Annotated in this window: 23 protein-coding genes and 2 pseudogenes; 13 read left to right on the top strand and 12 right to left on the bottom strand. The window is 72.6% G+C overall.

Annotation, left to right across the window (positions count from 1 at the left end; genetic code table 11):
• Positions 1-150: 150 nt before the first annotated feature.
• On the top strand, positions 151-861 hold the full coding sequence (locus G6W55_RS12580; RefSeq protein ID WP_175520901.1) for a MerR family transcriptional regulator: 711 nt from the start codon (positions 151-153) through the stop codon (positions 859-861).
• A gap of 48 nt (positions 862-909) precedes the next feature.
• Here the strand turns inward: G6W55_RS12580 and G6W55_RS12575 are convergent, their stop codons facing one another.
• Both G6W55_RS12575 and G6W55_RS12570 read right to left on the bottom strand, forming a co-directional pair.
• Entirely contained in the window at positions 910-3084 is a 2175-nt protein-coding gene (locus tag G6W55_RS12575) for a 3-hydroxyacyl-CoA dehydrogenase NAD-binding domain-containing protein (protein WP_175520900.1), read from the bottom strand.
• Between the two features lie 41 nt (positions 3085-3125).
• A complete protein-coding gene (locus G6W55_RS12570) occupies positions 3126-4340 on the bottom strand; it encodes an acetyl-CoA C-acetyltransferase (protein WP_175520899.1) in 1215 nt (404 codons plus the stop codon).
• A 41-nt stretch (positions 4341-4381) separates the two neighbouring features.
• On the opposite strand from G6W55_RS12570, the pseudogene G6W55_RS39540 reads away from it, so the two are divergent.
• Positions 4382-4948 (top strand): annotated as a pseudogene (locus G6W55_RS39540) (DUF4573 domain-containing protein); the annotation flags it as partial.
• 29 nt (positions 4949-4977) lie between these two features.
• On the opposite strand, the pseudogene G6W55_RS12560 reads toward G6W55_RS39540, so the two are convergent.
• Together G6W55_RS12560 and G6W55_RS12555 are read right to left on the bottom strand one after the other, a co-directional pair.
• Positions 4978-6147 (bottom strand): annotated as a pseudogene (locus G6W55_RS12560) (CaiB/BaiF CoA transferase family protein); the annotation flags it as partial.
• A 143-nt stretch (positions 6148-6290) separates the two neighbouring features.
• Positions 6291-6671, bottom strand: a complete 381-nt coding sequence (locus tag G6W55_RS12555; protein ID WP_030789600.1) for an MmcQ/YjbR family DNA-binding protein — start codon at positions 6669-6671, stop codon at positions 6291-6293.
• A 123-nt stretch (positions 6672-6794) separates the two neighbouring features.
• Between G6W55_RS12555 and G6W55_RS12550 the strand changes: the two genes are divergently transcribed.
• A complete protein-coding gene (locus G6W55_RS12550; RefSeq protein WP_175520898.1) occupies positions 6795-7967 on the top strand; it encodes a trans-acting enoyl reductase family protein in 1173 nt (390 codons plus the stop codon).
• A 10-nt stretch (positions 7968-7977) separates the two neighbouring features.
• On the opposite strand, the gene G6W55_RS12545 is transcribed toward G6W55_RS12550, so the two are convergent.
• Both G6W55_RS12545 and G6W55_RS12540 read right to left on the bottom strand, forming a co-directional pair.
• Positions 7978-8679, bottom strand: a complete 702-nt coding sequence (locus tag G6W55_RS12545) for an endonuclease V (RefSeq protein ID WP_175520897.1) — start codon at positions 8677-8679, stop codon at positions 7978-7980.
• Between the two features lie 38 nt (positions 8680-8717).
• A complete protein-coding gene (locus G6W55_RS12540) occupies positions 8718-9848 on the bottom strand; it encodes an oxidoreductase (protein ID WP_244367838.1) in 1131 nt (376 codons plus the stop codon).
• A 238-nt stretch (positions 9849-10086) separates the two neighbouring features.
• Here G6W55_RS12540 and G6W55_RS12535 point away from each other — a divergent pair, with 238 nt between their 5' ends.
• The 4 genes from G6W55_RS12535 (at position 10087) to G6W55_RS12520 (ending at position 14622) form a co-directional block, all read left to right on the top strand.
• A complete protein-coding gene (locus tag G6W55_RS12535) occupies positions 10087-10503 on the top strand; it encodes an SsgA family sporulation/cell division regulator (RefSeq protein ID WP_175520896.1) in 417 nt (138 codons plus the stop codon).
• A 292-nt stretch (positions 10504-10795) separates the two neighbouring features.
• Complete coding sequence (locus tag G6W55_RS12530; protein WP_175520895.1) at positions 10796-12430, top strand: ABC-F family ATP-binding cassette domain-containing protein; 1635 nt, start codon at positions 10796-10798, stop codon at positions 12428-12430.
• A gap of 223 nt (positions 12431-12653) precedes the next feature.
• Positions 12654-13430, top strand: a complete 777-nt coding sequence (gene ddaH, locus G6W55_RS12525) for a dimethylargininase (RefSeq protein ID WP_175520894.1) — start codon at positions 12654-12656, stop codon at positions 13428-13430.
• Between the two features lie 217 nt (positions 13431-13647).
• Positions 13648-14622 (top strand): acyl-ACP desaturase, encoded by a 975-nt coding sequence (locus G6W55_RS12520; RefSeq protein ID WP_175520893.1) that lies wholly within the window; start codon positions 13648-13650, stop codon positions 14620-14622.
• A 31-nt stretch (positions 14623-14653) separates the two neighbouring features.
• Here G6W55_RS12520 and G6W55_RS12515 read toward each other — a convergent pair whose 3' ends face one another.
• On the bottom strand, positions 14654-14896 hold the full coding sequence (locus G6W55_RS12515) for a WhiB family transcriptional regulator (protein ID WP_175520892.1): 243 nt from the start codon (positions 14894-14896) through the stop codon (positions 14654-14656).
• Positions 14897-15158: 262 nt separating this feature from the next.
• On the opposite strand from G6W55_RS12515, the gene G6W55_RS12510 reads away from it, so the two are divergent.
• The gene (locus G6W55_RS12510; RefSeq protein WP_175520891.1) at positions 15159-15953 is read left to right on the top strand and encodes a VOC family protein; all 795 of its coding nucleotides are present in this window, start codon (positions 15159-15161) and stop codon (positions 15951-15953) included.
• A 28-nt stretch (positions 15954-15981) separates the two neighbouring features.
• Here the strand turns inward: G6W55_RS12510 and G6W55_RS12505 are convergent, their stop codons facing one another.
• From G6W55_RS12505 to G6W55_RS12495, 3 genes are all read right to left on the bottom strand, one after another.
• On the bottom strand, positions 15982-17007 hold the full coding sequence (locus G6W55_RS12505; protein WP_175520890.1) for a LacI family DNA-binding transcriptional regulator: 1026 nt from the start codon (positions 17005-17007) through the stop codon (positions 15982-15984).
• A gap of 84 nt (positions 17008-17091) precedes the next feature.
• A complete protein-coding gene (gene ligD / locus G6W55_RS12500; protein ID WP_175520889.1) occupies positions 17092-18108 on the bottom strand; it encodes a non-homologous end-joining DNA ligase in 1017 nt (338 codons plus the stop codon).
• Positions 18109-18232: 124 nt separating this feature from the next.
• The gene (locus G6W55_RS12495) at positions 18233-18601 is read right to left on the bottom strand and encodes a DUF6281 family protein (RefSeq protein WP_175520888.1); all 369 of its coding nucleotides are present in this window, start codon (positions 18599-18601) and stop codon (positions 18233-18235) included.
• Between the two features lie 146 nt (positions 18602-18747).
• On the opposite strand from G6W55_RS12495, the gene G6W55_RS12490 reads away from it, so the two are divergent.
• A complete protein-coding gene (locus G6W55_RS12490; RefSeq protein ID WP_175520887.1) occupies positions 18748-19833 on the top strand; it encodes an ATP-dependent DNA ligase in 1086 nt (361 codons plus the stop codon).
• Between the two features lie 8 nt (positions 19834-19841).
• On the opposite strand, the gene G6W55_RS12485 is transcribed toward G6W55_RS12490, so the two are convergent.
• Positions 19842-21032, bottom strand: coding sequence for a zinc-dependent alcohol dehydrogenase (locus tag G6W55_RS12485; protein ID WP_175520886.1), 1191 nt, complete (start codon positions 21030-21032; stop codon positions 19842-19844).
• 224 nt (positions 21033-21256) lie between these two features.
• On the opposite strand from G6W55_RS12485, the gene G6W55_RS12480 reads away from it, so the two are divergent.
• Complete coding sequence (locus G6W55_RS12480) at positions 21257-22258, top strand: DUF3048 domain-containing protein (RefSeq protein ID WP_309243694.1); 1002 nt, start codon at positions 21257-21259, stop codon at positions 22256-22258.
• 29 nt (positions 22259-22287) lie between these two features.
• On the opposite strand, the gene G6W55_RS12475 is transcribed toward G6W55_RS12480, so the two are convergent.
• On the bottom strand, positions 22288-22749 hold the full coding sequence (locus G6W55_RS12475; protein ID WP_175520884.1) for a MarR family winged helix-turn-helix transcriptional regulator: 462 nt from the start codon (positions 22747-22749) through the stop codon (positions 22288-22290).
• Positions 22750-22988: 239 nt separating this feature from the next.
• Here G6W55_RS12475 and G6W55_RS12470 point away from each other — a divergent pair, with 239 nt between their 5' ends.
• Genes G6W55_RS12470 through G6W55_RS12460 form a run of 3 tightly spaced genes read left to right on the top strand, consistent with a single transcriptional unit; the run spans position 22989 to position 25608 of the window.
• Positions 22989-23744 (top strand): CoA transferase subunit A, encoded by a 756-nt coding sequence (locus tag G6W55_RS12470; protein ID WP_175520917.1) that lies wholly within the window; start codon positions 22989-22991, stop codon positions 23742-23744.
• Entirely contained in the window at positions 23744-24388 is a 645-nt protein-coding gene (locus tag G6W55_RS12465) for a CoA transferase subunit B (RefSeq protein WP_175520883.1), read from the top strand. The genes G6W55_RS12470 and G6W55_RS12465 overlap by 1 nt, the downstream gene beginning before the upstream one ends.
• A 17-nt stretch (positions 24389-24405) precedes the next feature.
• The gene (locus tag G6W55_RS12460) at positions 24406-25608 is read left to right on the top strand and encodes a thiolase family protein (RefSeq protein WP_175520882.1); all 1203 of its coding nucleotides are present in this window, start codon (positions 24406-24408) and stop codon (positions 25606-25608) included.
• The last annotated feature ends 18 nt before the right edge of the window (positions 25609-25626 follow it).

The raw sequence follows: 25626 nt of genomic DNA, 5'->3' as shown, positions 1-25626 counted from the left end.
GTGTTGTCGGCGAGATCGCAGCGTATCCGCTGCCGCGGGGGCCGCAGGGGGTGAGTGCGGGTCGGTGGGGGCTGGTCGCGCGGTTCCCCGCGCCCCTTTCGGGGTGGGCGTGGGTGTCGCAGTGTCGGTGGGACAGTGATACTGCTGCACATGACGATCGAGACCGAGGAGACGGACCTCACGGTCGACGAGTTGGCCGCTCGTGCCGGGGTCACGGTGCGGACCGTCCGCTTCTACAGCACCCGGGGGCTGTTGCCGCCGCCGGTGATCGGTCCGCGCCGGGTGGGCCGTTACGGGCCCCGGCATCTCGCGCGGCTCGCGCTGATCGAGGAGCTCCAGCGGCAGGGCATGACGCTGGCGGCGATCGAGCGCTATCTCGGCGGGCTGCCGCCGGACGTGGACGCGCACGGGCTCGACCTGCACCGCGCGGTGGTCGCCTCCTGGGCGCCGGCCGACGTGGAGACGGTGACCGGGCGGGAGCTGGAGCGCCGGGCCGGACGGCCGCTGTCCGAGGAGGAGATCGGCCAGCTCACGGCGATGGACGTGCTGGAGGCAGCCGGTGACGGCTCCTACCGGGTCGACTCCACGCTGCTCGCGCTCGGGGTGCGGCTGCTGGACGTGCCGCTGTCGCCGGAGGTGATCCTGGCGGCCCGTACGACGCTGATCGAGCACTCGCGGGCGGCGGCGCACGAGCTGTCGCGGCTGCTGCGGGACGCGGTCGCCGAGCGGGACGCGCGGGACGTGAAGTCGCTGACCGCCCATATGCATCCGCTGGTGGTGCAGGCCCTGCTGACGACGTTCCAGCGGTCGCTGCGGGACGAGCTGCGGCAGTGGCTCACCGAGCCTCCGGCGGAGGAGTGAGCGCCACGCGCGGGACCCGGTCTCGGGGTCCCGCGCGTGGGTCGTGCGTCAGGGGGTGTCGGTGAAGGTCTCGCCCCTCTCCGCCTTCTCCACGAGCAGCGCCGGGGGCAGGAAGCGGTCGCCGTAGCGGTCGGCCAGCTCCCGCGCGCGGGCCACGAATCCGGGCAGGCCGCCCTCGTAGCCGTTGATGTACTGGAGGACGCCGCCGGTCCAGCCGGGGAAGCCGATGCCGAAGAGGGAGCCGATGTTGGCGTCGGCGACCGAGGTCAGGACGCCTTCCTCCACGAGGCGGACGGTGTCGAGGGCCTCGGAGAACAGCATGCGTTCCTGCATGTCCCGGAAGGGGATCTCGACGCCCGGCTTCGTGAAGTGCTCGCGCAGGCCCGGCCAGAGCCCGGCGCGCTTGCCGTCCACGTACTCGTAGAAGCCGGCGCCGCCGCTGCGGCCGGGGCGCTCGAACTCGTCCACCATGCGGTCGATGACCGTGTCCGCCGGGTGCGGGGTCCAGGTGCCGCCGGCCTCCTCGACGGCCGTCCTCGTCTCGTTGCGGATCTTGCGCGGGAGGGTGAGGGTCAGTTCGTCCATCAGGGACAGGACCTTCGCCGGGTAGCCCGCCTGGGCCGCCGCCTGCTCGACCGACGCGGGCTCGATGCCCTCGCCGACCATCGCGACGCCCTCGTTGATGAAGTGGCCGATCACCCGGGAGGTGAAGAAACCGCGGGAGTCGTTGACCACGATCGGCGTCTTGTTGATCTGGCGGACGAGGTCGAAGGCGCGCGCGAGCGCCTCGTCGCCGGTGCGCTCGCCCTTGATGATCTCGACGAGGGGCATCCTGTCGACGGGCGAGAAGAAGTGCAGACCGATGAAGTCGGCCTGGCGCTCGACGCCTTCGGCGAGGGCGGTGATGGGGAGCGTGGAGGTGTTGGAGCACAGCAGGGCGTCGGGGGCGACGATGTGCTCGATCTCCTCGAAGACCTTGTGCTTGAGGGCGGTGTCCTCGAAGACGGCCTCGATGACGGCGTCACAGCCCGCGAGGTCGGCCGGGTCGGCGGTCGGGGTGATGCGGGCGAGCAGCGCGTCGGCCTTGTCCTGGGTGGTGCGGCCCCGGGCGACGGCCTTGGCGCACAGCGTCTCGCTGTAGCCCTTGCCCTTGGCGGCGGCTTCGGCGGAGACGTCCTTGAGGACGACGTCGATGCCCGCGCGGGCGCAGGAGTAGGCGATGCCGGCGCCCATCATCCCGGCGCCGAGGACGGCGACCTTGCGGACCGTGCGGGGCTCGACGCCCTGGGGCCGGTTGGCGCCGGAGTTGACGGCCTGGAGGTCGAAGAAGAACGCCTGGATCATGTTCTTCGACGTCTGCCCGGCCGCGAGTTCGACGAAGTAGCGGGCCTCGATGACCTGCGCCGTCTCGAAGTCGACCTGGGCGCCCTCGACGGCGGCGGCCAGGATGTTGCGCGGGGCCGGGTAGGGGGCGCCGTTGGTCTGCTTCTTCAACGTGGCCGGGAAGGCGGGCAGGTTGGCGGCGAACTTGGGGTTGGCGGGGGTGCCGCCGGGGATGCGGTAGCCGGGCCTGTCCCAGGGCTGGGCCGACTCGGGGTTGGCGTCGATGAACGCGCGTGCCTTGGCGAGGAGTTCCTCGGGGGTGGCGGCCACGTCGTCGATCAGGCCGTTCTCCAGGGCCTTGCGGGGGCTGTACTGGGTGCCCTGGAGGAGGACCTTCAGCAGGGCGTCGGCGATGCCGAGGAGACGGACGGTGCGGACGACGCCGCCGCCTCCGGGGAGCAGGCCGAGGGTGACCTCGGGGCAGCCGATCTTGGAGCCGGGGGCGTCGAGGGCGACGCGGTGGTGGCAGGCGAGGGCGATCTCGTAACCGCCGCCGAGCGCGGCGCCGTTGAGCGCGGCGACGACCGGCTTGCCGAGGGTCTCGATACGGCGCAGATGCCGCTTGATCTCCAGGCCGCCGTCGAGGAGCTGCTGCGCGGTCTCGGGGGTGACGCGGATCAGGTCGCGCAGGTCGCCGCCGGCGAAGAAGGTCTTCTTGGCGGAGGTGATGATGATGCCGCGGATGGAGTCCTTCTCGGCCTCCAGACGGTCGGTGACGGCGGCGAGGGACGCGCGGAACGCCGCGTTCATGGTGTTCGCGGACTGGTTCGGGTCGTCCAGGACGAGGGTGACGAGACCGGTGCGGTCCTGTTCCCAGCGGATGGTGGTGCTCTGTGTCATGACGGGGGTCTCCGTTGAAGTCGCTTGGTTCCGCCGGGGTTTCAGACGCGCTCGACGATCGTGGCGATGCCCATGCCGCCGCCGACGCACAGGGTGGCCAGGCCGTACCGCTTGTCCTGGCGCTCCAGTTCGTCGACGAGGGTGCCGAGGATCATCGCGCCGGTCGCGCCGAGGGGGTGGCCGAGCGCGATCGCGCCGCCGTTGACGTTCACCTTGTCCAGGGACAGGCCCATGTCCTTGACGAAGCGCAGCACGACCGCGGCGAACGCCTCGTTGATCTCCACCAGGTCGATGTCGTCGATGGTCAGCCCCGCCTTGGCCAGCGCCTTGCGGGAGGCGGGCGCGGGACCGGTGAGCATGATCGTCGGCTCGGAGCCGGAGACGGCCACGGAGACGATCCGGGCGCGCGGGGTGAGGCCGTAGCGCTCGCCGACCTCCTTCGAGCCGATCGCGACCAGGGAGGCGCCGTCGACGATGCCGGAGGAGTTGCCCGCGTGGTGGACGTGGTCGATGCGCTCCACCCAGTGGTACTTCTGGAGCGCCACCGCGTCGAAGCCGCCGAGTTCGCCGATGTCGGCGAAGGACGGCTTCAGCTTGCCGAGGGACTCCGCGGTGGTGCCCGGGCGGGGGTGCTCGTCGTGGTCGAGGACGACCAGACCGCTGCGGTCCTTCACCGGGACCACCGAGCGGTCGAACCGGCCGTCCTTCCAGGCCGTCGCCGCGCGCTCCTGCGACAGCGCCGCGTACTCGTCCACGTCACGCCGCGAGAATCCCTCGATCGTGGCGATCAGGTCGGCGCCGATGCCCTGCGGCACGAAGTTGACCGTCAGGTTCGTCATCGGGTCGTTGAACCAGGCGCCGCCGTCCGAGGCCATCGGGACGCGGGACATCGACTCGACGCCGCCCGCGAGGACCAGGTCCTCCCAGCCCGAACGGACCTTGGCGGCGGCCAGGTTGACGGCCTCCAGACCCGAGGCACAGAAGCGGTTCTCCTGGAGGCCGGCCACGGTGTCCGGCAGCCCGGCGGCGATCGCGGCGATCCGCGCGATGTCGGAGCCCTGGTCGCCGACGGGTCCGACGACACCGAGCACGATGTCGTCGATCGCGGCCGGGTCCAGCCCCGGGAAACGGTCACGGAGTTCATGGATGAGGCCGACGACGAGATCGATCGGCTTGGTGCCGTGCAGGGCGCCGTTCGCCTTGCCACGCCCGCGCGGGGTGCGGATCGCGTCATACACAAACGCTTCGGTGCTCACGAGGGGCCTTTCAGTGAGGGTCGGAGACGGCGGTCTCGGGGGTGGGGCGGGGGCGGTCGAGTTCGGGGGTGGGGCGGGCGTGGTCCCGCTCGGGGGCGGGGCGGGCGTGGTGCCGCTCGGGGGGGGGGGGGGGGCGGTCAAGTTCGGGAGCGGGGCGGGTCTGGTCGCGCTCGGGCGCGGGGCCGGCGAGATCACGCTCGGAGGCGGGGCGAGTCTGGTCGCGCTCAGGCGCGGGGCCGACGAGATCACGCTCGGAGGCGGGGCGAGTCCGGTCGCGCTCGGGCGCGGGGGCGACGAAGTCACGCTCGGAGGCGGGGCGGGTCCGATCGCGCTCAGGGTCGGGGGCGGCGCGGTCACGCTCGGCGGCGGAGCCGGCCCGGTCACGCTCAGGCGCGGGGCCGACGAGATCACGCTCGGAAGCGGAGCCAGCCCGGTCACGCTCAGGCGCGGGGCCAGCGAGGTCACGCTCGGAAGCGGAGCCGGCCCGGTCACGCTCAGGCGCGGGGCCAGCGAGGTCACGCTCGGAAGCGGAGCCAGCCCGGTCACGCTCAGGCGCGGGGCCGACGAGATCACGCTCGGAAGCGGAGCCAGCCCGGTCACGCTCAGGCGCGGGGCCAGCGAGGTCACGCTCGGGGGCGGGGGCCGGTCGGTCGCGCTCGGGCGCGGGGCCGCCGGTCCGGTCGAGGAGGTGTGGGACGTCCCAGTCGTCGGCCACCGCGGTGGTGTCGGCGCCGGGCAGGGCCGGGCCGCTGCGGACCGTCGTGGGGGTCGCCGAGAAGCGGGGCGCGGGTGCGGGCTGGGTGATGCCGCCGTGGTCGGTGAAGGTGCCGCGGGCCGCGAGGTGCGGGTGGTGCGGGGCCTCACGCAGCGACAGCACCGGCGCCACACAGGCGTCGGTGCCCTCGAAGACGGCCGTCCACTCCGCGCGCGTACGGGCCTTGAAGCGGGCGGCGACCGCCTCGCGCAGTTCGCCCCAGCGCGTCCAGTCGGCGCGGGCGCCGCCGACGTCGCCGAGGCCCAGGAGGTCCACGAACGCGTCGTAGAACTGCGGTTCGAGCGCGCCGACGGCCATGTGGCCGCCGTCGGCGGTCTCGTAGGTGCCGTAGTACGGGCAGCCGCCGTCGAGCAGGTTGGCGGCGCGCCGGTCCTGCCAGCCGCCGGCCGAGAGCATGCCGTGGATCATCGCGGAGAGGTGGGCGGTGCCGTCCACGATGGCCGCGTCGACGACCTGGCCGGTGCCGGTCGCGCGCGCGTGGTGCAGGGCCGCGAGGACGCCGACGACGAGGTAGAGGGAGCCGCCCGCGTAGTCGCCGAGCAGGTTGGCGGGGACCGGCGGGGGCGTGCCGGGGTCGCCGATCATGCCGAGGGTGCCGGTGAGGGCGATGTAGGCGATGTCGTGGCCGGCGCGGTCGGCGAGCGGGCCGTCCTGGCCCCAGCCGGTCATCCGGCCGTAGACGAGGCGGGCGTTGCGGGCGTGGCAGTCGGCGGGGCCGACGCCGAGGCGCTCGGCGACGCCGGGCCGGTAGCCCTCGATCAGCACGTCCGCGCGGGCGGCGAGGTCGAGCACGCGCGCGGGGCCGTCGGGTGCCTTGAGGTCGACGACCACGGACCGCTTGTTGCGGTTGGTGACGTCGTGCGCGGGGTCGATGCCGAGGGCGGGGCCGCCGGGGCGGTCCACCCGGACGACGTCGGCGCCGAGGTCGCCCAGGAGCATGGCGGCGAACGGGCCGGGCCCGATGCCCGCCAGCTCGACCACGCGCACTCCGGTGAGCGGGCCGTGCCCGGGCGGCGTGTGTGCCGTTGTCATCCAGCCCCCTTGCTGTGACACAACCGATGTAACACCAGTGATGCTAGGAACACGTTCCAGTGGTGACAAGAGGTGACGAGCAAGCGCTTAGCCAGTCTAGGACGGAAGCGGCTCCGGCGGCGTACGGACGGAGGGCCGTGCGCTCAGCGGGCGTCCAGCTCCGCTATGAGCCGTTTGGGTGCGATGGTGCGGTAGCTCTCCTCGACCCAGTCGCAGAGCAGTTCGGCGGGCGGGGCGCCCTGCTCCTCCAGCGGGATCCGCACCCACCCCGACTTCCCCAGGCCGTATCCGGCGGGTTCGGCGCCCGGGGAGGCCAGCGCGTGCCCGTGCGCCGTCTCGTCCCGCAGCTTGCAGGTGACACCCAGGGGGTAGCTGCCGTCGGCCACGCCCAGGAAGACGAACACCTTGCCGTTGACCTTGGCGACGGACTCGCTCCACGGGAACTCCTCGGCCGCGCCGGGCAGACCGAGCGCGAACGCGCGTACTTTCTCCCATTTCCTCAGGGCGTTCCTGGCCACGGTCACCTGTCTGCCTCCGGGCTCGTCGTCGGGCTCCGCACTCCTCACGCTAGCCTCAGCCACCGACAGCGGCGCGGGCTGCGCGCACCGAGGGGTGCCGTGAGCGGACATGAGCGGACAAGGGGTGTCATGAGCAAGACAAACGGGACGGACCGCCCGTACGACATCGTGCTCTTCGGGGCGACCGGATTCGTCGGGACCCTCACCGCGGAGTACCTCGCCGCCCATGCTCCCGAGGGGCTGCGCTGGGCCGTCGCCGGGCGCGACGAGGGCAGGCTGCGGGCGCTGCGCGAGCGGCTGGGCACGGACGTCGGGGTGCTGCGGGCGGACGTGTCCGAACCTGCGTCCCTGCGCGCCCTCGCGGAGCACACGCGCGTGCTGGCCACCACGGTCGGCCCGTACGTCCGCTACGGCGAGGACCTCGTCGCCGCCTGCGCGGACCTCGGGACCGACTATCTCGACCTCACCGGTGAGCCCGAGTTCGTGGACCTCACCTACGTCCGGCACGACGCACGCGCGCGGGAGACGGGCGCGCGGCTGGTGCACGCGGTCGGCTTCGACTCCGTGCCGCACGATCTGGGCGCGTACTTCACCGTGCGGCAGTTGCCCGAGGGCGTGCCGCTGACCGTGGACGGCTTCGTGACCGCGGACGCCGCCTTCTCGGGCGGTACGTTCGCCTCCGCGCTCGGCCAGTTCGCGCGCGGCCGGCAGATGGCGGCGGCCGCGCGGGAGCGGGGCCGGCACGAGCCCCGTCTGATGGGGCGCCGGGTGGCGGCGCCCGTGGGCGGCCCCCGCTTCGCGGCGGAGGTGGGCGCGTGGGCGCTGCCGCTGCCCACGATCGACCCGCAGATCGTGCGCCGCTCGGCGAAGGCCCTGGAGCGCTACGGCCCCGACTTCCGCTACCGCCACTACGCGGCCGTACGACGGCTGCCGGTGGCCGTGGGCGGGGTCGCGGCCGTCGGGACGCTCGCCGTCGCCGCGCAGTTCCCGCCCGTCCGCCGCGCGCTGTCGGACCGGCTGAAGCCGGGCGAGGGGCCGAGCGCCGAGAAGCGGGCGCGGAGCTGGTTCAGCGTCAGGTTCGTCGGCGAGGGCGGCGGCCGACGGGTCTACACGGAGGTCTCGGGCGGCGACCCCGGCTACGACGAGACGGCCAAGATGTTCGCCGAGGGCGCGCTCGCCCTCGCCCTCGACGACCTCCCGCCGACGGCGGGGCAGGTCACGACGGCGGTGGCGATGGGCAACGCGCTCACCGAACGGCTGATCCGCGCGGGCATCCGCTTCCGGGTGGCGGCGACCCGCTGAGGCCGGGCCGTCACCGGCCGGTCGTCGCCTGCTGAAGCGCCCGCCGGCACAGGGAGTCGGCCCTGCGGGTGGTCTCCGGCAGCCGGAAGCGCGGGGTGAGCGCGAGGGTGTGCGCGCAGGCCCGCTCCAGGCTCACCCGGTGACCGACGGACACGAAGACCGGCTTGACGCCCGCCCTGGTCCGCAGGGCCCGCCCGACCTCCTCACCGCCCGCCGCGAGCAGCGGTGCGGAGGACCCGCGCGGACCGCCGGGCTCGTCGTGGGTGAAGGCGAACGGGTTCTTCGCGACCCCGATCGTCGGCAGACCGGTGAGCACGCCGAGATGGCTGGCGAGGCCGAACCGGCGCGGATGGGCCAGCCCGTAGCCGTCGCACACCACCAGCCCCGGGTCGCCGGGCAGCGCGTCGAGGGCGGCGAGCACGGTCGGAATCTCCCGGAATGCGAGCAGCCCCGGCACGTACGGAAAGGAGATCCGCCCGACGGCGGTGGCCTCGGCGACGACATCGAGACTCGCCGCGTCCAGCACCACGGCGGCGGCCACGACGACGTCCCGCTCGTCGTCGTACGCCACATCGACCCCGGTCACCCGCCCCACCCCGACCTCGGGCCCCACCTCGCCCAACACCACCCGAGCCCGCAACTCGTCCTGCACGGCCCGCGCTTCGGCTTCGGTCGCGGGCCAGTCCTCGGGGACATCGACGGTTGTTGTCATAGTGCGGACGAGCGTACGGCTCCCGGGGTGCGGGCCGATCAGCGGGCGAGGCGGGCCACCCGGCCCTGTTCCCCCGCCGCCCAGCAGGAGTGGTCGGTCGTGCACGTCACCGTGTCGTAGGAGCCGGTGTCGATCGTGTGCCAGGTGCGGCCCGCGTCCGTGGTCAGGTCGGTGCCCGTGGGGCCGACCGCGAGGGCCGTGGTGCGGGTGTGCGGGAGCCAGGTGACGCCGGAGCGGTAGGCGGGAGGTGCCGTGCGGGCGGGGCGCCAGGTGCGGCCGCCGTCGGCGGTCGTCGCGGCGGCCTGCAGGGAGGGCTGGTCGGGGCGGTAGTCGCCGCCGACGGCGAGGCCGTGCGCGCGGTCACGGAAGGCGAGGGCGAACACCCCGCGCGCGGGGTCCCCGGCCGGGACCGGCGTGCCGGACACGGTCCAGGTGCGGCCGCGGTCGGCCGAGTGCAGCACACGCGCGCGTGCCGCCCCGCCGGTGGCCAGCCAGACGTCCCGCGACCCGGCGGTGACCAGGCACTGACCGCTCGCCGCGAAGCCCGCCTCGCCCTCCAGCGCGGCCGGCATGCCCCGGTCCGGCAGCACCGTCCAGGTGCGGCCGCCGTCGCGGGTCGACAGGATGCGGAACCTGCCGTCGACCGGGTCGCTCATGGCGAGGCCGTGGCGGCGGTCGAAGAAGGCCAGGCAGTCGTAGAAGGCGCGGGCGTCGGTGTTGCGGAAGGACTCCGTCCAGGTGGCCCCGCCGTCGTCGGTGCGGTACACGCGAGACGCCTCGCCCTCGCCGATGGCCAGCACCACCGCGTGCCGCGCGTCGAACGCCTCGACGTCCCGGAACTGGAGGTCCGCGGCGCCCGGCGGAGAGACGTTCCGCCAGCTCGCACCGCCGTCGGTGGTGCGCAGCACGGTGCCCTGGCTGCCGGCGACCCACGCGGTGTGCCGGTCGACGGCCGCGAGGCCCCGGAACCGTACGGCGGGGGTGCCGGTGTCCGTGAGTTCCCAGTGCGGGGCCGTCTTCTCCGGTGTCGCGGTGGCGTGCGCCGGTGCGGCGGTCGTCGTCGTCAGGGAGACGAGCACCCCCGCGCTCGCCACCGCGGCCGCCCAGGCCCTCTTCCGCTTCGGTCCCGCCGCCCGTACCGTGCGTCGCGTCTTCCCCAAGCGCCTCATGGCGGGGGAAGCTAGCCCACGGTTCCGGTGGCGTCCAGAGGACCTCGCCCGGCTCGGGTTCGCCCCAACCGCCCCGGCCCGCACGGGAGATGGAACACGTCACTCGTGTGCATGAAACGCGGTGACCGAGGTCACTCGGAATCCGTGTGCACGAATCGGCCGGTTCCAGCGTCTCTATCGAGTGTCCGGCACCGTCCGACCGGCACCCGTCACATCGTCGTCGCAAGGGAGCAAGGCGTTGTCCACCGTCATCGAGCAGCCCGTAGAGGCCCGCCTGGTCGCCGCCGCGCCCAGGATGCCGAGCATCCCCGCGACGCTGCACTACGACCGCACCGATCCGTTCGCCGTCCGGATGACCTTCCCGGCCCCGGCCACCCTGGAGGGCGTGGAGGTCTGCTGGACCTTCTCCCGTGAGCTGCTCGCCGCGGGCCTGGACGACGCCGAGGGCCACGGCGACGTCCGCGTCCGCCCGTACGGCTACGACCGCACGGTGCTGGAGTTCCACGCCCCCGAGGGCATCGCCGTCGTGCATGTGCACTCGTCGGAGATCCGGCGCTTCCTCCAGGCCACGAACGACCTGGTGCCCACCGGTCTCGAACACCTCCAGCTCGACCTGGACCACGATCTGGCGGAGCTGATGCGCGACGCGTGCTGAGCCCGCCGGAGAGGGCCGCCGTTAATCCTTTGACAGCGCCACCGGCTCCTCCTACCGTGTGAAACGGTCCTGTTGCCGCCGATTGGAGAAGGACGTTGCTCGTCTGAGGTCCTGAGACACCACGCCACACGCGTCCCGTGTGTGCGCGCTGCGTGCGACCTCGGCGTTCGAGCCGTCCCTGCGCGACAGGGCTTTCCGTATGCCCTCGCGCTTCCCGCTCCCGCGGTGGTCGCCGCCTTCCGGTGTCTCGATACGCGTTGCCCTGACCGCACACGCAACCGCGAGGCCCGCTTTGACTCATTCCGCGACCCATTCCATCACCTGCTCCTCCCTCGCCTTCTCCTGGCCGGACGGCACCCCCGTCTTCGAGGACCTCGACGTCTCCTTCGGCCCCGGCCGCACCGGACTCGTCGGCGTCAACGGCTCCGGCAAGTCGACCCTGCTCAAGCTGATCGCCGGCCGACTCACCCCGGCCGACGGCTCTGTGCGCGTCGCCGGAGAGGTCGGCCACCTCCCGCAGAACGTGGCGCTCGACACCGCCCTGCGGGTCGACGAGGCCCTCGGCATCGCCGCCCGCCGGGCCGCCCTGCACGCCATCGAGGCCGGTGACGTCTCCGAGGAGCACTTCGAGACCGTGGGCGACGACTGGGACGTCGAGGAGCGCGCCCTGGCCACCCTCGGCGAGCTGGGGCTCGGCCACATCGGCCTGGACCGCACCATCGGCGAGGTGTCCGGCGGCGAGTCGGTGCTGCTGCGCCTCGCCGCCCTGCTGCTGCGCCGCCCGGACGTCCTGCTCCTCGACGAGCCCACCAACAACCTCGACCTGTACGCCCGCCGGCGGCTCTACGCGGCCGTCGCGGCCTGGCCGGGCGTCCTGGTCGTGGTCAGCCACGACCGCGAGCTGCTCGACCTGGTCGACCAGATCGCCGATCTGCGCTCCGGCGGGATCACCTGGTACGGCGGCAACTTCTCCGCCTACGAGGAGGCCCTCGCCACCGAGCAGGAGGCCGCCGAACGCATGGTGCGGGTCGCCGAGGCCGACCTGCGCAAGCAGAAGCGGGAACTGGCCGACGCCCAGGTCAAGCTGGCCCGCCGCAAGCGGTACGGGCAGAAGATGTGGGAGCAGAAACGCGAGCCGAAGATCGTCATGGGGGCCCGTAAGCGCGCGGCGCAGGAGTCCGCGGGCAAGCACCGCATCCTGCACGAGGAGCGCCTCGCCGAGGCCAGGGAGCGGCTCGACGACGCGGCGGACGCCGTCCGCGACGACGACGTGATCCGGGTGGACCTGCCGTACACGGCCGTCCCGCCGGGGCGCGGTGTCCTGAGCCTGCGGGACCTGGAACTCGCGTACGGCGCGCACGTGGCGGGCGGCCTGGATCTGCACGGCCCCGAGCGGGTGGCGCTGATCGGGCGCAACGGCGCGGGCAAGACCACGCTGCTGCGCACGATCGCCGGGGAGCTGGCACCCGTGTCGGGCGAGGCGCAGACGCATGTGCCGCTGCGGTTCCTGCCGCAGCGCCTCGACGTGCTCGACGAGGAGCTGACGGTCGCCGAGAACGTGGCACGGTTCGCGCCGGACGCCACCCCGAACCGGATCCGGGCGCGGCTGGCCCGCTTCCTGTTCCGGGGCGCCCGCGCGGACCAGAAGGCGGGCACCCTGTCCGGCGGGGAGCGCTTCCGGGCGGCCCTGGCGGCGCTGATGCTGGCCGAGCCCGCACCGCAGCTCCTGATGCTGGACGAGCCGACGAACAACCTCGACATGGCGAGTGTGCGTCAGCTCACCACCGCCCTGGAGTCCTACGAGGGTGCGCTGATCGTGGCCAGTCACGATCTGCCGTTCCTGGAGTCCCTCGGTGTGACCCGCTGGCTGCTGCTGGACGGGGAGTTGCGGGAGACGACGGCCGAGGAGGCGGCGGACCCGGCGTAGCGGACGGCCCGGAACGGGACGAGCGGGCGGGTCTCGGGAAAGGCACAGCCCGGCAACAGGGGTTTTGTCCTGGTGCACCGGGGCTGCATGATGGCTGACCGGCGCCGCCACCGAAGGCGCGCCGGCAGGCCGTCCGCCGCGCGATCCGCCGGGCGGCTCCGCGTTCCGCAGATCTGATCTGCACCCCCGCCGATCTCACCCCCGCCGATTCGGAGACCTGGACGTGCCCACCAAGAAGGCCCTCATCCGCCGCCCCGGCCCGCGCCTCGCCGAGGGCCTGGTCACGCACATCGAGCGGGAGCCGGTCGATGCGGAGCTGGCCCTGGAGCAGTGGGAGGCGTACGGCGAGGCGCTGCGGGCGCACGGCTGGGAGACCGTCGAGGTCGACCCGGCCGACGACTGCCCCGACTCCGTGTTCGTCGAGGACACGGTGGTGATGTACAAGAACGTCGCGCTGATCGCCCGCTCCGGCGCGGAGTCCCGGCGCGACGAGGTCACCGGTGTCGAGGAGGCCGTGGCGCACCTGGGCTGCTCGGTGAACTGGATCTGGGAGCCGGGCACGCTGGACGGCGGCGACGTGCTGAAGATCGGCGACACGATCTACGTCGGCCGGGGCGGGCGCACCAACGCGGCCGGCGTGCAGCAGGTGCGGGCCGCCTTCGAGCCGCTGGGCGCGCGGGTGGTCGCCGTACCGGTGAGCAAGGTGCTGCATCTGAAGTCGGCGGTCACGGCGCTGCCCGACGGCACCGTCATCGGCCACATCCCGAAGGTGGACCGGCCGTCGCTGTTCCCGAGCTTCCTGGCGGTGCCGGAGGAGTCCGGGGCGCACGTGGTGCTGCTCGGCGGCGCCAAGCTGCTGATCGCGGCGAGCGCGCCGAAGAGTGCCGAGCTGCTCGCCGACCTCGGGCACGACCCCGTCGTGGTCGACATCAGCGAGTTCGAGAAGCTCGAAGGCTGTGTGACATGTCTCTCGGTCCGGCTGCGCGACCTGTACGCCTGACGGATGAACCGATCACCTTTTCGGCCCCGGGACCAGCGGTTCCCGGGGCCGTTTCGGTGTACCCGAACACCCCCTGAAAACCCGGTTGATCAGCGGTCTTTACGGCGACCTTAACCTACGGATTCGTAACCTACGGATTCGTAGCCTACGATCCCGTAAGTTCCGGCGCACGGCCGCCGGAGTGTTCGGCTCCGTTTCGCGTCCCCTGGAGTACCCCGTGACGATCACCTCCCCGCATCTCGGCAGCCCCGCCGTCTGGACCGACGCCAAACTGCTGTACGCGCTGGAGGAAGTGGTCGAGACCGAACTCAACCGGCATCTGAAGGTCGCCAAGGACTGGATGCCGCACGAGTACGTCCCCTGGAGCGACGCCCGCAACTTCCCCGGCTTCTTCGAGGACGGCGAGTCCTGGGACAAGGAGCAGTCGAAGGTCACCGAGATCGGCCGGATCGCGCTCGTCGTCAACCTGCTCACCGAGGACAACCTCCCGAGCTACCACCACGAGATCGCCTCGCTCTTCGGCCGGGACGGCGCCTGGGGCACCTGGGTGCACCGCTGGACCGCGGAGGAGGGCCGGCACGGCATCGTCATGCGCGACTACCTGCTCGCCTCGCGCGCGGTGGACCCGGACAAGCTGGAAGCGTTCCGCATGGCCCACATGAGCGAGGGCTTCGAGTCGGACAACCGCCACTCGATGCTGCACTCGGTCGCCTACGTCGCCTTCCAGGAGCTGGCCACCCGCATCTCGCACCGCAACACCGGCCACCAGTCGGGCGACCCCGTCTGCGACCGCATGCTGGCCCGTATCGCGACCGACGAGAACCTGCACATGGTCTTCTACCGCAACCTCCTCAAGGCCGCGTTCCAGCTCGCCCCCGACCTCACCATGCAGGCCGTGCGGGACGTCGTCGTGAACTTCCGCATGCCCGGCCACGGCATGCCCGGCTTCGAGCGGTTCGCCGCGCAGATGGCCATCGGCGAGGTCTACAACCTGCGCATCCACCACGACGACGTGCTCCAGCCGGTGCTGCGCCACCTCAAGGTCATGGACATCGACGGCCTCGGCCCGGAGGGGCAGCAGGCGCAGGACGAACTGGGCCTGTTCATGGGCGGCCTGGACTCGGAGGCGTCGAAGTTCGACGAGAAGCTGGCCGCCCGCAAGGCCCGTATGGCGGCACGCGCGGCCGGCTGACGCGCCGCTCGTGTCAGCACGCGCGTCCGTATCAGCGCGCGCGTCGTAGCTGGAGCCGTTCCTTCTCGGAGAGACCACCCCAGACGCCGAAACGCTCGTCGTTGGCCAGGGCGTAGTCGAGGCAGGCCGTGCGCATCTCGCACATTCCGCAGATGCGCTTGGCCTCCCGCACCGAACTGCCCGGCTCGGGGAAGAAGAAGTCCGCCCCGGTCTGCGCGCACAGCGCCTCCCGCTGCCAGGCGAGGTCGGGAGTGGAGATCGTGTCCGTGTACATGCGGAGGATCGTGCCGCGCGGCGAAAAACGTTCGATCAACGTCGCATATACGTGCGGTCGGCGTGGTCGGCCGTACGTGTGGGCAGTGCGGCCGTGCGGCCGGTGAGGCCGGTGGCTCGAAGGCGGGCAGTCCGATGGTGGCCCCGCGGCGGGCCCCGACGCACGGCGGCGCGCGGGACGCGCCGCACTCCGGCGGCGATTGTCAGTGGGCGGTGCCAGACTCGACAGGGCAGGCAACGGGACCCATCCGAGGAGGGCGCAGATGCTCACCACCCGTTTCGTCGACGGCGCTCCGAACTGGATCGACGTGGGCACGCCGGACATCGACGGCGCGACGTCCTTCTACGGCGCGCTCTTCGGCTGGCGGTTCGAGTCGGCGGGCCCCGAGGCCGGCGGCTACGGCTTCTTCACGTCGGACGGCAGAACCGTGGCGGGCGGCATGCAGACCACGCCCGAGCAGGGCCCGCCGTCCTGGACGGTGTACTTCGCGACACCGGACGCGGACGCCACCGCCAAGACGGCCGAGCAGGCGCACGGCAGCGTGCTGGTCCCGCCGATGGACGTCATGGGGCAGGGCACGATGGCGATCCTCGCCGACCAGGCAGGGGTGTCGTTCGGGCTCTGGCAGGCGGCGCGGACCAAGGGCGTGGACGTCGTGGGCGAGCCCGGTTCGCTGTGCTGGGTCGAGCTGTACACGCCGGACATCGCGGCGGCGGCCGCCTTCTACCAGGCCACGCTCGGTCTGGAGACGTGCGCGGTCGCCTTCCCCGGCGGGACGTACACCAGCGTCAACCCGGCGGGCCTCGGCGAGGACGCCGCGTTCGGCGGGGTCGTCCCGCTGGCCGACGATCCGGTCGAGGCGCGCACGGGCTCGTACTGGCTGCCGTACTTCGAGGTCACGGACGTGGACGGGATCGTGGCCCGGGCGCAGGAGCTGGGCGGCTCGGTGCGGATGCCGGCCACGGACGTGGAGAGCGTGGGCCGGCTGGCGAGACTGGCCGACCCGTACGGGGCACGCTTCGCGGTGATCAGGAGCGCGGGCCCGCAGCAGGCGTGAGGCGGGGCCGCACCGGACCGGGGTGCGGTCAGGCCGAGGCGCGGCGCACCAGGGTGGTCGGCAGGACGAGGCCGGTCGGCGGGTCGTCGGTGGCGTTCGGGTCGAGGCGGCGCAGCAGCAGCCGGGCCATGATGCGGCCCATCTCCTCGATGTCCTGACGCACCGTGGTCAGCGGCGGATCGGTGCCCTCGGCGACGGGCAGCATGTCGTCGAAGCCGACCACGGCAACGTCCTCGGGCACCCGCCGCCCCTGCTCGCGCAGCACCCGCAGGGCGCCGGACGCGGCGAGGTCGTTGGCCGCGAACACGGCGTCCAGGTCGGGCCGGCGGGCGAGGAGTTCGCGCATCGCCCGCTCACCGCCGCCCGGCGTGAAGTCGCTCTCCGCGACGAGCTGCGGATCGGCGTCGTCGCGTACGTCCCGGAACCCCTGGAGGCGGTCCGCGGCGGAGGTCTGGTCGAGGGGGCCGGTGATGTGCGCGATCCGGGTCCGGCCGAGGCCGGCGAGATGACGGACGGCCGCGCGGGCGCCGCCGCGGTTGTCGCTGTCGACGTACACCGCGGCCTCGGGGCCGCCGTGCCAGTCGGGGCGGCCGCCGAACACGGTCGGGATGCCGGCGCCGCGGATCAGGCGGGGCAGCGGGTCGTCGAGGTGCAGGGAGAACACCAGCGCGCCGTCGACATGGCCGCCGGCGAGATAGCGGGCCACGCGCACGTGGTCGTCGCGGCCCTCGGTGAGCAGCAGGACGAGTTGGTTGTCGTGGGCGGTCAGCTCCTTGCTGATGCCGCGGAGCTGGAGGGCGAAGAAGGGGTCGGCGAAGACGCGGGTCTCGGGTTCGGCGATGACGACGGCGACCGCGTCGTGGCGTCGCGTCACCAGGCTGCGCGCGGCCTGGTTGGGCACGTACCCCAGTTCCTCGACGGCCTGCCGCACCCGCTCCACGAGCGGCTCGCGGACGCCGTCGCCGCCGTTGACGACCCGTGAGGCGGTGGCCCGGGAGACACCGGCCCGCGCGGCCACGGCCTCCAGGGTGGGGCGTGGCGCGGTCTCGGTCACGACGGGGCTCCTCCTCGGTGGATGCGGGACAGGATAACTCCGCGAGGCGAGGTGAAAACGCCGAGTCGCCCCAGTCCGCGCCCCCTACGCCTCCCCCTTCTTGGCCCGGCTCGGCTGGACCCGTTTCGGCTCGCCCGGCATCTTCGGGTACTCCGGCGGATACGGCAGGTCGCCGAGCCCGTGCTCGTGTTCGTCACGGCGGGCCAGTTCGAGGAGGGCCTCGAGGGAGAAGGCGTGGTCGTCCATGTCGGCGTGGACGTCCCCGAGTTCGGCGAACCGGGCGGGCATGGTCGCGATGTCGAAGTCGGCGGGATGCGCCACCCCCACCTCCTCCCAGCGCAGGGGCGCCGAGACGGGGGCGTTGGGGCGGGGCCGGACGGAGTAGGCGGAGGCGATGGTCCGATCACGAGCGGTCTGGTTGTAGTCGATGAAAATCCTCTCGCCCCGTTCCTCCTTCCACCACTTGATGGTGACCTGGTCCGGCATGCGCCGTTCCATCTCGCGCCCGACGGCGATCGCGGCACGGCGCACCTGGGTGAAGGTCCAGCGGGGCTCGATCGGCACGAAGACGTGCAGCCCACGCCCGCCGGAGGTCTTGGGCCAGCCGCGCAGACCCCCGAACTCGTCGAGAACGGCGCGCAGTTCGTGGGCGGCGCGGACGGCGTCGTCGTAGTCGGTGCCGGGCTGCGGGTCGAGGTCGATCCGGAGTTCGTCGGGGCTGTCGACGTCGTCGCGCCGCACCGGCCAGGGGTGAAAGGTGAGCGTCCCGAACTGCGCGGCCCACAGCACGGCCGCCTCCTCGGTCGGGCACATCTCGTCGGCGCTGCGCCCGCTGGGGAAGGTGATGTGAGCGGTCGGGATCCAGTCGGGCATGTTCTTCGGCGCCCGCTTCTGAAAGAACGACTCCCCACTCACCCCGTCGGGGTAGCGCTCCAGGGTGGTGGGCCGATTGCGCAGGGCCCGCAGAATGCCGGGCGCGACGGCCTGGTAGTAGCGGGCGAGGTCCAGCTTGGTGAACCCCCGCTCCGGAAAGAACACCTTGCCGGGACTGGACAGCCGCACCGTCCGTCCCCCCACCTCCAACTCCACCGCATCACCCATGCGAGCCACGCTAGGCGCAACCCGGAAAGCACGCATACCGGACAGAGTGGTCGACACCGAGCAGGACCCGCGGGACCGGAGCGGGACGCCGCCATCGTCCAATCGGTCCGGCGGCCCGTCGGCATCACGAGCCGTCGATCAGCTTCATCACTGCGGGCGGAAGCTCCGAGCCGGAGTAGACGGCGACGAACGTGGCTTCCTTGGGTGCGTCCCCGACCGCGATGGCCACCTCGGGCGGAATGCCATCCACCTCGTAGACGGTCTCCGTCGTCTCCGGGCTCCCGGCATCATCCTGGCCGCCGGTGTCGTCACAGGGCGGTCGAGTGGCGTCGCCGAGCTTCTCCCCGACGGTGAACTCCACGTTCGCGACGTCCCGGTACGTTCGGTTCTGGTACAGGATCAGAAACGCGCAGGACCCTGACTCCTCTCCGTCGCTGCTGCTGCCCGCCGTGCACGCGACGGCCGACACCATCGCGGCCGCCGCCAGGCCCATGAATCGCCCGACCCTACCCATCAAACGCTCCTCGGCAGACGCACCTGAGACGTGTCCCGCCTCAGGACTACGACGGGGCGAATGCCGTATTCGTTCGAGGCACCGCGCAGCGAGCGGAGGTGACGCGCCGCTCGTAAAGTCGGATCATGGATCTCCCCGTCATGCCCCCCGTCAAGCCGATGCTCGCCAAGTCGGTGGCGCAGATCCCGCCCGGGATGCAGTACGAGGCCAAGTGGGACGGGTTTCGGGCTCTTGTGTTTCGGGATGGGGGTGAGGTCGAGGTGGGGAGTCGGACCGGGAAGTCGTTGACCAGGTATTTTCCGGAGTTGGTGGAGGCGTTGCTGGGGCGGGTGCCGGAGCGGTGTGTGCTGGACGGGGAGATCGTGATCGCTCGGGAGGGGCGGCTGGACTTCGACGCGCTGACGGAGCGGATCCATCCGGCGGCGTCGCGGGTGCGGACGCTCGCCGAGCGGACGCCGGCGTCGTTCGTGGCGTTCGATCTGCTCGCGCTGGAGGACAGCTCCCTGGTCGACGTGCCGTTGGCCGAGCGGCGCGAGCTGCTCGCCGCGGCGCTGCGCGGGGTGACGCCGCCCGTGCATCTGGCGCCGGCGACGACGGACGTCGAGGTCGCGCGGCGCTGGTTCGAGGAGTACGAGGGCGCGGGTCTGGACGGGGTCATTGCGAAGCCGCTCACGCTGCGTTATCTCCAGGACGAGCGCGCCATGTTCAAGGTCAAGCACGAGCGCACCGCGGACGTGGTCGTCGCCGGGTACCGCTTCCACAAGAGCGGGCCGGTGGTCGGCTCGCTGCTGCTCGGGCTGTACGACGACCGGGGCGCCCTTCAGCACGTCGGGGTCGCGGCGGCCTTCACCATGAAGCGGCGGGCCGAGCTGGTGGAGGAGCTGGAGCCGCTGCGCATGGAGGACGTCTCCGGGCATCCGTGGGGCGCCTGGGCCGACGAGGCCGCCCATGAGAGTGCCCGGCTGCCGGGGGCGCCGAGCCGGTGGTCGGGGAAGAAGGACCTGTCGTGGGTGCCGTTGCGGCCGGAGCGGGTGGCCGAGGTGGCCTACGACCACATGGAGAACGGCGCCCGCTTCCGGCACACGGCCCGGTTCCGCCGCTGGCGTCCGGACCGTACGCCGGAGAGCTGCACGTACGCCCAACTGGAGGAGCCGGTGCGGTACGACCTCGCGGAGATTCTCGGCACCCGGGCGGATCGGCCGACGCCCTGATCAGAGGGTCAGGGGGTCATCAGGATCTTCACCGCGCCGTCCTGCTTGTGCTGGAACATCTCGTACGCGTGCGGCGCCTCGCTCAGCGGCATCCGGTGCGTGGCGAAGTCGTCCACGCCGAGCGGGTCGTCGTCGGTGAGGTAGGGCACGATGTCGTCGCTCCAGCGGCGCACGTTGGCCTGGCCCATGCGGATCTGGAGCTGCTTGTCGAACAGGGTGAGCATCGGCAGCGGGTCGGTCATCCCGCCGTAGACGCCGACCAGGGACAGGGTGCCGCCGCGGCGCACCAGGTCGATGGCCATGTAGAGGGCGGCGAGCCGGTCGACGCTGAAGCGTTCCGCGAGGGGGGCGCTGATCTGGCGCGGCAGCATCGCGGAGGTGTTCTGGACCAGCCTGGCGGCCGCGCTGCCGTGCGCCTCGGTGCCGACGGCGTCGATCACGGCGTCGGGCCCGCGCCCGTCGGTCTCGTCCCGGACCGCCTCCACGAGTTCCTTCTCGCTGTCGAAGCCGCGCAGGTCGAACGTCTCCACCCCGCGCCCCCGGGCCCGCAGCAGCCGTTCGTCCACCAGGTCCACCCCGAACACCCGGCCCGCGCCGCGCGCCAGGGCGACCCGGCAGGCCATGTCACCGATGGGGCCGAGGCCGAGCACGGCCACGGTGCCGCCCTCGGGGACGTCCGCGTAGGCGACGGCCTGCCAGGCGGTGGGCAGCACGTCGGAGAGATAGACGAACCGGTCGTCGGGCGGCCCCTCGGGGACCTTGATCGGGCCGAACTGCGCCTGCGGCACCCGTAGATACTCGGCCTGGGCGCCCGGCACCGCGCCGTACAGCCGGGTGTAGCCGAACAGGGCGGCGCCCATGCCCTCGCCGGTGACCTGGGTGGTCTCGCACTGGGTGGGCAGCGCGTTGAGACACATCCAGCAGTTGCCGCAGGCGATCTGGAAGGGCACCACGACCCGGTCGCCCGCCATCAGGTCGGGGACGCCCGCGCCGACCTCCTCGACGATGCCCATGGGTTCGTGCCCGAGGATGTCGCCCGGGGTCATGAAGGGCGTGAGCACCTCGTAGAGGTGCAGGTCGGAGCCGCACAGCCCGGTGGAGGTGATGCGGATGACGGCGTCCGTGGGTTCCTGGATCTCCGGATCGGGCACGGTCTCCACCCGGACGTCCCGCTTCCCCTGCCAGGTCACTGCCTTCATGGTGTCGCGCTCCCTCCACGGGGCACCGGTCCGCCCGGCGGGTCCGGGGATCCCGGGTCCCGGCAGTCGCCCGGGTACCCGTACCGCCACCACATGAACCACGACATGCATCACGGCATGAATCACGGCAGCAGTCACGGCAGTCCCTCGGCCGATCTCGGCCCGCCATGGCGCACACCAGTCCGACAAGCGCACAATCAAGTCACGGAACGGGGGTACCGAAGGTGGCGGACACGCGACGCGCGAGACGGGCCGTGGCGGCGGTGCTGGCCGCCACGGCGGCACTGTGCCTGGTGGCGACCGGCTGTTCCACGTCCTCCGGTCCCCCGTCGGCGGACGACAGCCGGGGCGCGGACCGACGGCCGAGCCCCAATCCCCCTCCCTCGCCCACCGCCACCGAAGCCCCCGCCGCTGGCCCCGTGCTCGCCGTGAAGATCGACAACGCCCCCGCCGCCCGGCCGCAGACCGGTCTGGGCGCCGCGGACGTCGTCTACGTCGAACAGGTCGAGGGCGGCCTGAGCCGACTGATGGCCGTGTACGCGACCGCCGTCCCGAAGTCCGTCGGACCGGTGCGCAGCGCCCGCGAGTCCGATCTTGAGCTGCTGGGACAGTTCCGGGAACCGGTGCTGGCGTTCTCGGGCGCGCAGAGCAAGCTGCTGCCGCTGATCGACCGGGCGCCGGTGGACCCCGTGACGCCGTCGGACGTGTCCGGCGCCTACTACCGGGGCACGAGCCGGGCCGCCCCGCACAACCTCTATCTGCGGCCCGCCCGGCTGCTGCCCACCCCGCCGGGCCCGGCCGGGCTGACCACGGGTTTCCGGTACGGCCCGGCGCCCGAGGGCGGCACGCCGAAGGCCACGCGGACCGTGCGCTATCCGGCCGCCCGCTTCACCTTCACCTGGTCGGAGCGGCAGGACCGCTGGCTCGTCGCCATGGACGGCCGCCCGGCCGAGACGACCGACGGCAAGCGGCTGGGGCCGGCCACCGTGGTCGTGCAGTACGTGACCGTGCGGCGGTCCGGCTTCCAGGACTTCCTGGGCAACAACACGCCGTACACCGAGACGGTCGGCTCGGGGCGGGCGGAGGTGCTGCGCGGGGGCCGGTCGTACGACGTGCGCTGGACGCGTCCGAGCGCGCTGGACGGGACCACGTTCACCGGCGAGGACGGCACGCCGGTGGACTTCGCCGAGGGCCAGGTGTGGGTGGTGTACGCGAAGGCGCCCTGAGGCCCCGCGAGGAGACGCCCCCGTCAGGGTTACGGCGTGACAGCCGGCTCCGCCGGATTGCGCAGCCCCTCCGCCGCGTCCGCGACCCTGCGGATGAGGTCGAGGAACAGGGTCTGCTCGTCGGCCGAGAGCGGGGAGAGGAACACCTGGTTCATCCGGGCGGTGCGCACGGTCAGCCGGCGGTGGGTGCGCAGCCCCTCCTCGGTGAGCGCGAGGAGGTAGCGGCGGCCGTCCTCCGGGTCGCGGACCTTGTCGAGCAGGCCCCGCCGGATGAGCCGGCTGATCACCTCGGCGACGGTGGAGCGGTCGAGGCCCACCCGCTCCCCCACCGTGCGCTGGTCGAGGTCCCGCTCGGCGACGAGCGCGTTGAGGACGGCGAACTGGGGCGAGGTGATCTCCTCGGAGACCATCGCGTTCCACAGCAGGTAGTGGGCCTGCTGGAGCCGCCGGGCCAGGTGTCCGGGGTGGCTGGTGAGGTCCACGGCGGCCATGTGCGCTCCTCGGCGAGGTGAGAGATTTCGTCGGTGCACTGAACAATACCCGGTGATCCCTTCGGCGTCTCGGGTCCCATGAGTGATCGGACCGCCAACGGCCTGGGGTCTTGACTGCGCCGTGCGGCGATGACAGCGTGTGGCCACCTCGGAGAGATAATCAGTGCCCTGACTAATTCGGTGGCACGCAGCTTCGGTGGCAGGCGGATTCGATGACAGACAGAGAGGGGGCTCCCCCGATGGACAAGGTGGTGGCCACGGCCCTGGAGGCGGTGGCCGACGTGCCGGACGGCGCCTCGCTGGCGGTGGGCGGCTTCGGACTGAGCGGCGTGCCCGGCGTCGTCATCGGCGCCCTGTACGAGCGGGGGGTGCGCGGCCTGTCGGTCGTCTCCAACAACTGCGGGGCGATGGAGTCGGGCCTCGCGGTGCTGCTCGCCGCCGGGCGGATCGCCCGGGTGACCGGGTCCTACATCGGGGCCAACAAGGAGTTCGCCCGCCAGTACCTGGCCGGGGAGCTGGAGGTCGAGCTGATCCCGCAGGGCACCCTGGCCGAGCGGCTGCGGGCCGGCGGCGCCGGCATCCCCGCCTTCTACACCCCGGCCGGGGTGGGCACTCAGGTCGCCGAGGGCGGTCTGCCGTGGCGCTACGACGGTGAGGGCGGCGTCGCGCTCGCCTCGCCGCCGAAGGAGGTACGGGAGTTCGACGGCGTGGAGTACGTGCTGGAGCGCGGGATCCGCACCGACTTCGCGCTGGTGCGTGCCGCGAAGGGCGACCGGCACGGCAATCTGGTGTTCAACAGGTCCGCCCGGAACTTCAATCCGCTCGCCGCGATGGCCGGGCGGGTGACGATCGCCGAGGTCGAGGAACTCGTCGAGCCCGGGGAGATCGATCCGGACGCGGTGCATCTGCCGGGGATCTTCGTGCAGCGGGTCGTGGCCCTGACCCCGGAGCAGGCGGCCGACAAGAAGATCGAGCGGCGGACGGTGAGCGTCTGATGGCCTGGACACGTGAGCAGATGGCGGCGCGGGCGGCCCACGAGCTGAAGGACGGGCAGTACGTGAATCTCGGCATCGGGCTGCCGACCCTGATCCCGAACCATCTGCCGGACGGCGTCCATGTGGTCCTGGAGTCCGAGAACGGCATCCTGGGCACCGGCCCCTACCCCACCGAGGACCGGGTCGACCCCGATCTGATCAACGCGGGCAAGGAGACCGTGACGGTCCTGCCCGGCGCCTCGTTCTTCGACTCGGCGCTGTCGTTCTCGATGATCCGGGGCGGGCACATCGATGTCGCCGTGCTCGGCGCCATGCAGGTGTCCGAGACGGGTGACCTCGCGAACTGGGCCGTGCCCGGCAAGCTGGTGACGGGGATCGGCGGGGCCATGGATCTGGTGCACGGCGCCCGCCGGGTCGTCGTCGTGATGACCCACACCGCCAAGGACGGCTCGCCGAAGATCCTCGCGGAGTGCGCGCTGCCGCTCACCGGCAGGGCGTGCGTGGACCGGATCGTCACCGACCTCGGCGTCCTGGACGTCACACCGGACGGGCTGCGGCTCGTCGAGACCGCGCCCGGGGTGGGCGTCGAGGACGTCGTCGCCGCGACCGGCGCCGAACTGACCGTCGCGCAGGAGCTGTTGTGAGACGCGGAGGAACCACCGTGAGAACCGTCTATGTCGTGGACGCCGTCCGCACCCCGGTCGGCCGCTACGGCGGTGCGCTCGCCGGGGTCCGCCCGGACGACCTCGCCGCCCATGCCGTACGCGAACTCCTGGACCGTAGCGGCGAGTTGGATCCGGCCCGGGTCGACGACGTGTACTTCGGGAACGCCAACGGGGCCGGTGAGGAGAACCGCAACGTGGCCCGGATGGCGGCGCTGCTCGCCGGTCTGCCGACCTCGGTGCCGGGGGTGACGGTCAACCGGCTGTGCGCCTCAGGCCTGGAGGCGGTGATCCAGGCGGCCCGCGCCATCGCGGTCGGCGACGCCTCCGTGGCCGTCGCGGGCGGCGTGGAGTCGATGACCCGGGCGCCGTACGTGCTGCCGAAGGCGGAACGGCCGTTCCCCGCAGGGCACTCCGAGCTGTACTCGACCACGCTCGGCTGGCGCATGGTCAACCCGAGGATGGACCCGCGGTGGACCGTCCCGCTGGGCGAGTCGGCCGAACTGATCGCCGAGAAGCACGAGATCAGCCGCGAGCGTCAGGACGCGTTCGCGCTGGACAGCCATCGCAAGGCCGCGAAGGCCCGGGCCGGGGGCCTGTTCGACGCCGAGCTGGCGCCGCTGTCCCTGCCGCGGCGCAAGGGCGAGCCGGTGCTCTTCGACGCCGACGAATGCGTACGGCCGGACGCCTCGCCGGAGGCGATGGCCGCGCTGAAGCCGTCCTTCCGTACGGAGGACGGCACGGTCACCGCCGGGAACGCCTCCCCGCTGAGCGACGGCGCGGCCGCGCTGCTCCTCGCCGACGAGGAGGGGCTGCGGGCCATCGGGCGCGAGCCGCTGGCGCGGGTGTCGGCCACCGGGGTCTCCGCGATCGAGCCGCACTACTTCGGGCTCGCCCCCGTCGAGGCCGTGCACCGGGCGCTCGCCAAGGCCGGCCGGTCGTTCGCCGACCTGTCCCTCCTCGAACTGAACGAGGCGTTCGCCGCCCAGGTGCTGGGCTGTGTCGCCGAATGGCCCGCGTTCGACCCGGCGATCCTCAATCCGCAGGGCGGGGCCATCGCCCTCGGTCATCCGCTCGGCGCCTCCGGTGCCCGGCTCGCCGGGACGGTCGCCCACCAGCTCGCCCGCCGGGGCGGCGGCACCGGCGTCGCCACCCTCTGCATCGGCGTGGGCCAGGGCCTCGCCCTCGTCCTCGAACGCTGACACACCCCGGGAACCCCC

This window comes from Streptomyces sp. CAI-85 (genome assembly GCF_013363615.1).
GTDB classification, from domain to species: domain Bacteria; phylum Actinomycetota; class Actinomycetes; order Streptomycetales; family Streptomycetaceae; genus Streptomyces; species Streptomyces antibioticus_B.
Note: the sequence above shows the minus strand (reverse complement) of the source record. Positions and strands in the feature narration are given on the sequence as shown.

Coding starts and splice junctions, on each gene's coding strand:
- G6W55_RS12580 (WP_175520901.1), top strand. CDS start 151: ATGACGATCGAGACCGAGGAGACGGACCTCACGGTCGACGAGTTGGCC.
- G6W55_RS12575 (WP_175520900.1), bottom strand. CDS start 3,084: ATGACACAGAGCACCACCATCCGCTGGGAACAGGACCGCACCGGTCTC.
- G6W55_RS12550 (WP_175520898.1), top strand. CDS start 6,795: ATGAGCAAGACAAACGGGACGGACCGCCCGTACGACATCGTGCTCTTC.
- G6W55_RS12545 (WP_175520897.1), bottom strand. CDS start 8,679: ATGACAACAACCGTCGATGTCCCCGAGGACTGGCCCGCGACCGAAGCC.
- G6W55_RS12540 (WP_244367838.1), bottom strand. CDS start 9,848: ATGAGGCGCTTGGGGAAGACGCGACGCACGGTACGGGCGGCGGGACCG.
- G6W55_RS12515 (WP_175520892.1), bottom strand. CDS start 14,896: ATGTACACGGACACGATCTCCACTCCCGACCTCGCCTGGCAGCGGGAG.
- G6W55_RS12510 (WP_175520891.1), top strand. CDS start 15,159: ATGCTCACCACCCGTTTCGTCGACGGCGCTCCGAACTGGATCGACGTG.
- ligD (WP_175520889.1), bottom strand. CDS start 18,108: ATGGGTGATGCGGTGGAGTTGGAGGTGGGGGGACGGACGGTGCGGCTG.
- G6W55_RS12495 (WP_175520888.1), bottom strand. CDS start 18,601: ATGGGCCTGGCGGCGGCCGCGATGGTGTCGGCCGTCGCGTGCACGGCG.
- G6W55_RS12490 (WP_175520887.1), top strand. CDS start 18,748: ATGGATCTCCCCGTCATGCCCCCCGTCAAGCCGATGCTCGCCAAGTCG.
- G6W55_RS12485 (WP_175520886.1), bottom strand. CDS start 21,032: ATGAAGGCAGTGACCTGGCAGGGGAAGCGGGACGTCCGGGTGGAGACC.
- G6W55_RS12475 (WP_175520884.1), bottom strand. CDS start 22,749: ATGGCCGCCGTGGACCTCACCAGCCACCCCGGACACCTGGCCCGGCGG.
- G6W55_RS12470 (WP_175520917.1), top strand. CDS start 22,989: ATGGACAAGGTGGTGGCCACGGCCCTGGAGGCGGTGGCCGACGTGCCG.
- G6W55_RS12465 (WP_175520883.1), top strand. CDS start 23,744: ATGGCCTGGACACGTGAGCAGATGGCGGCGCGGGCGGCCCACGAGCTG.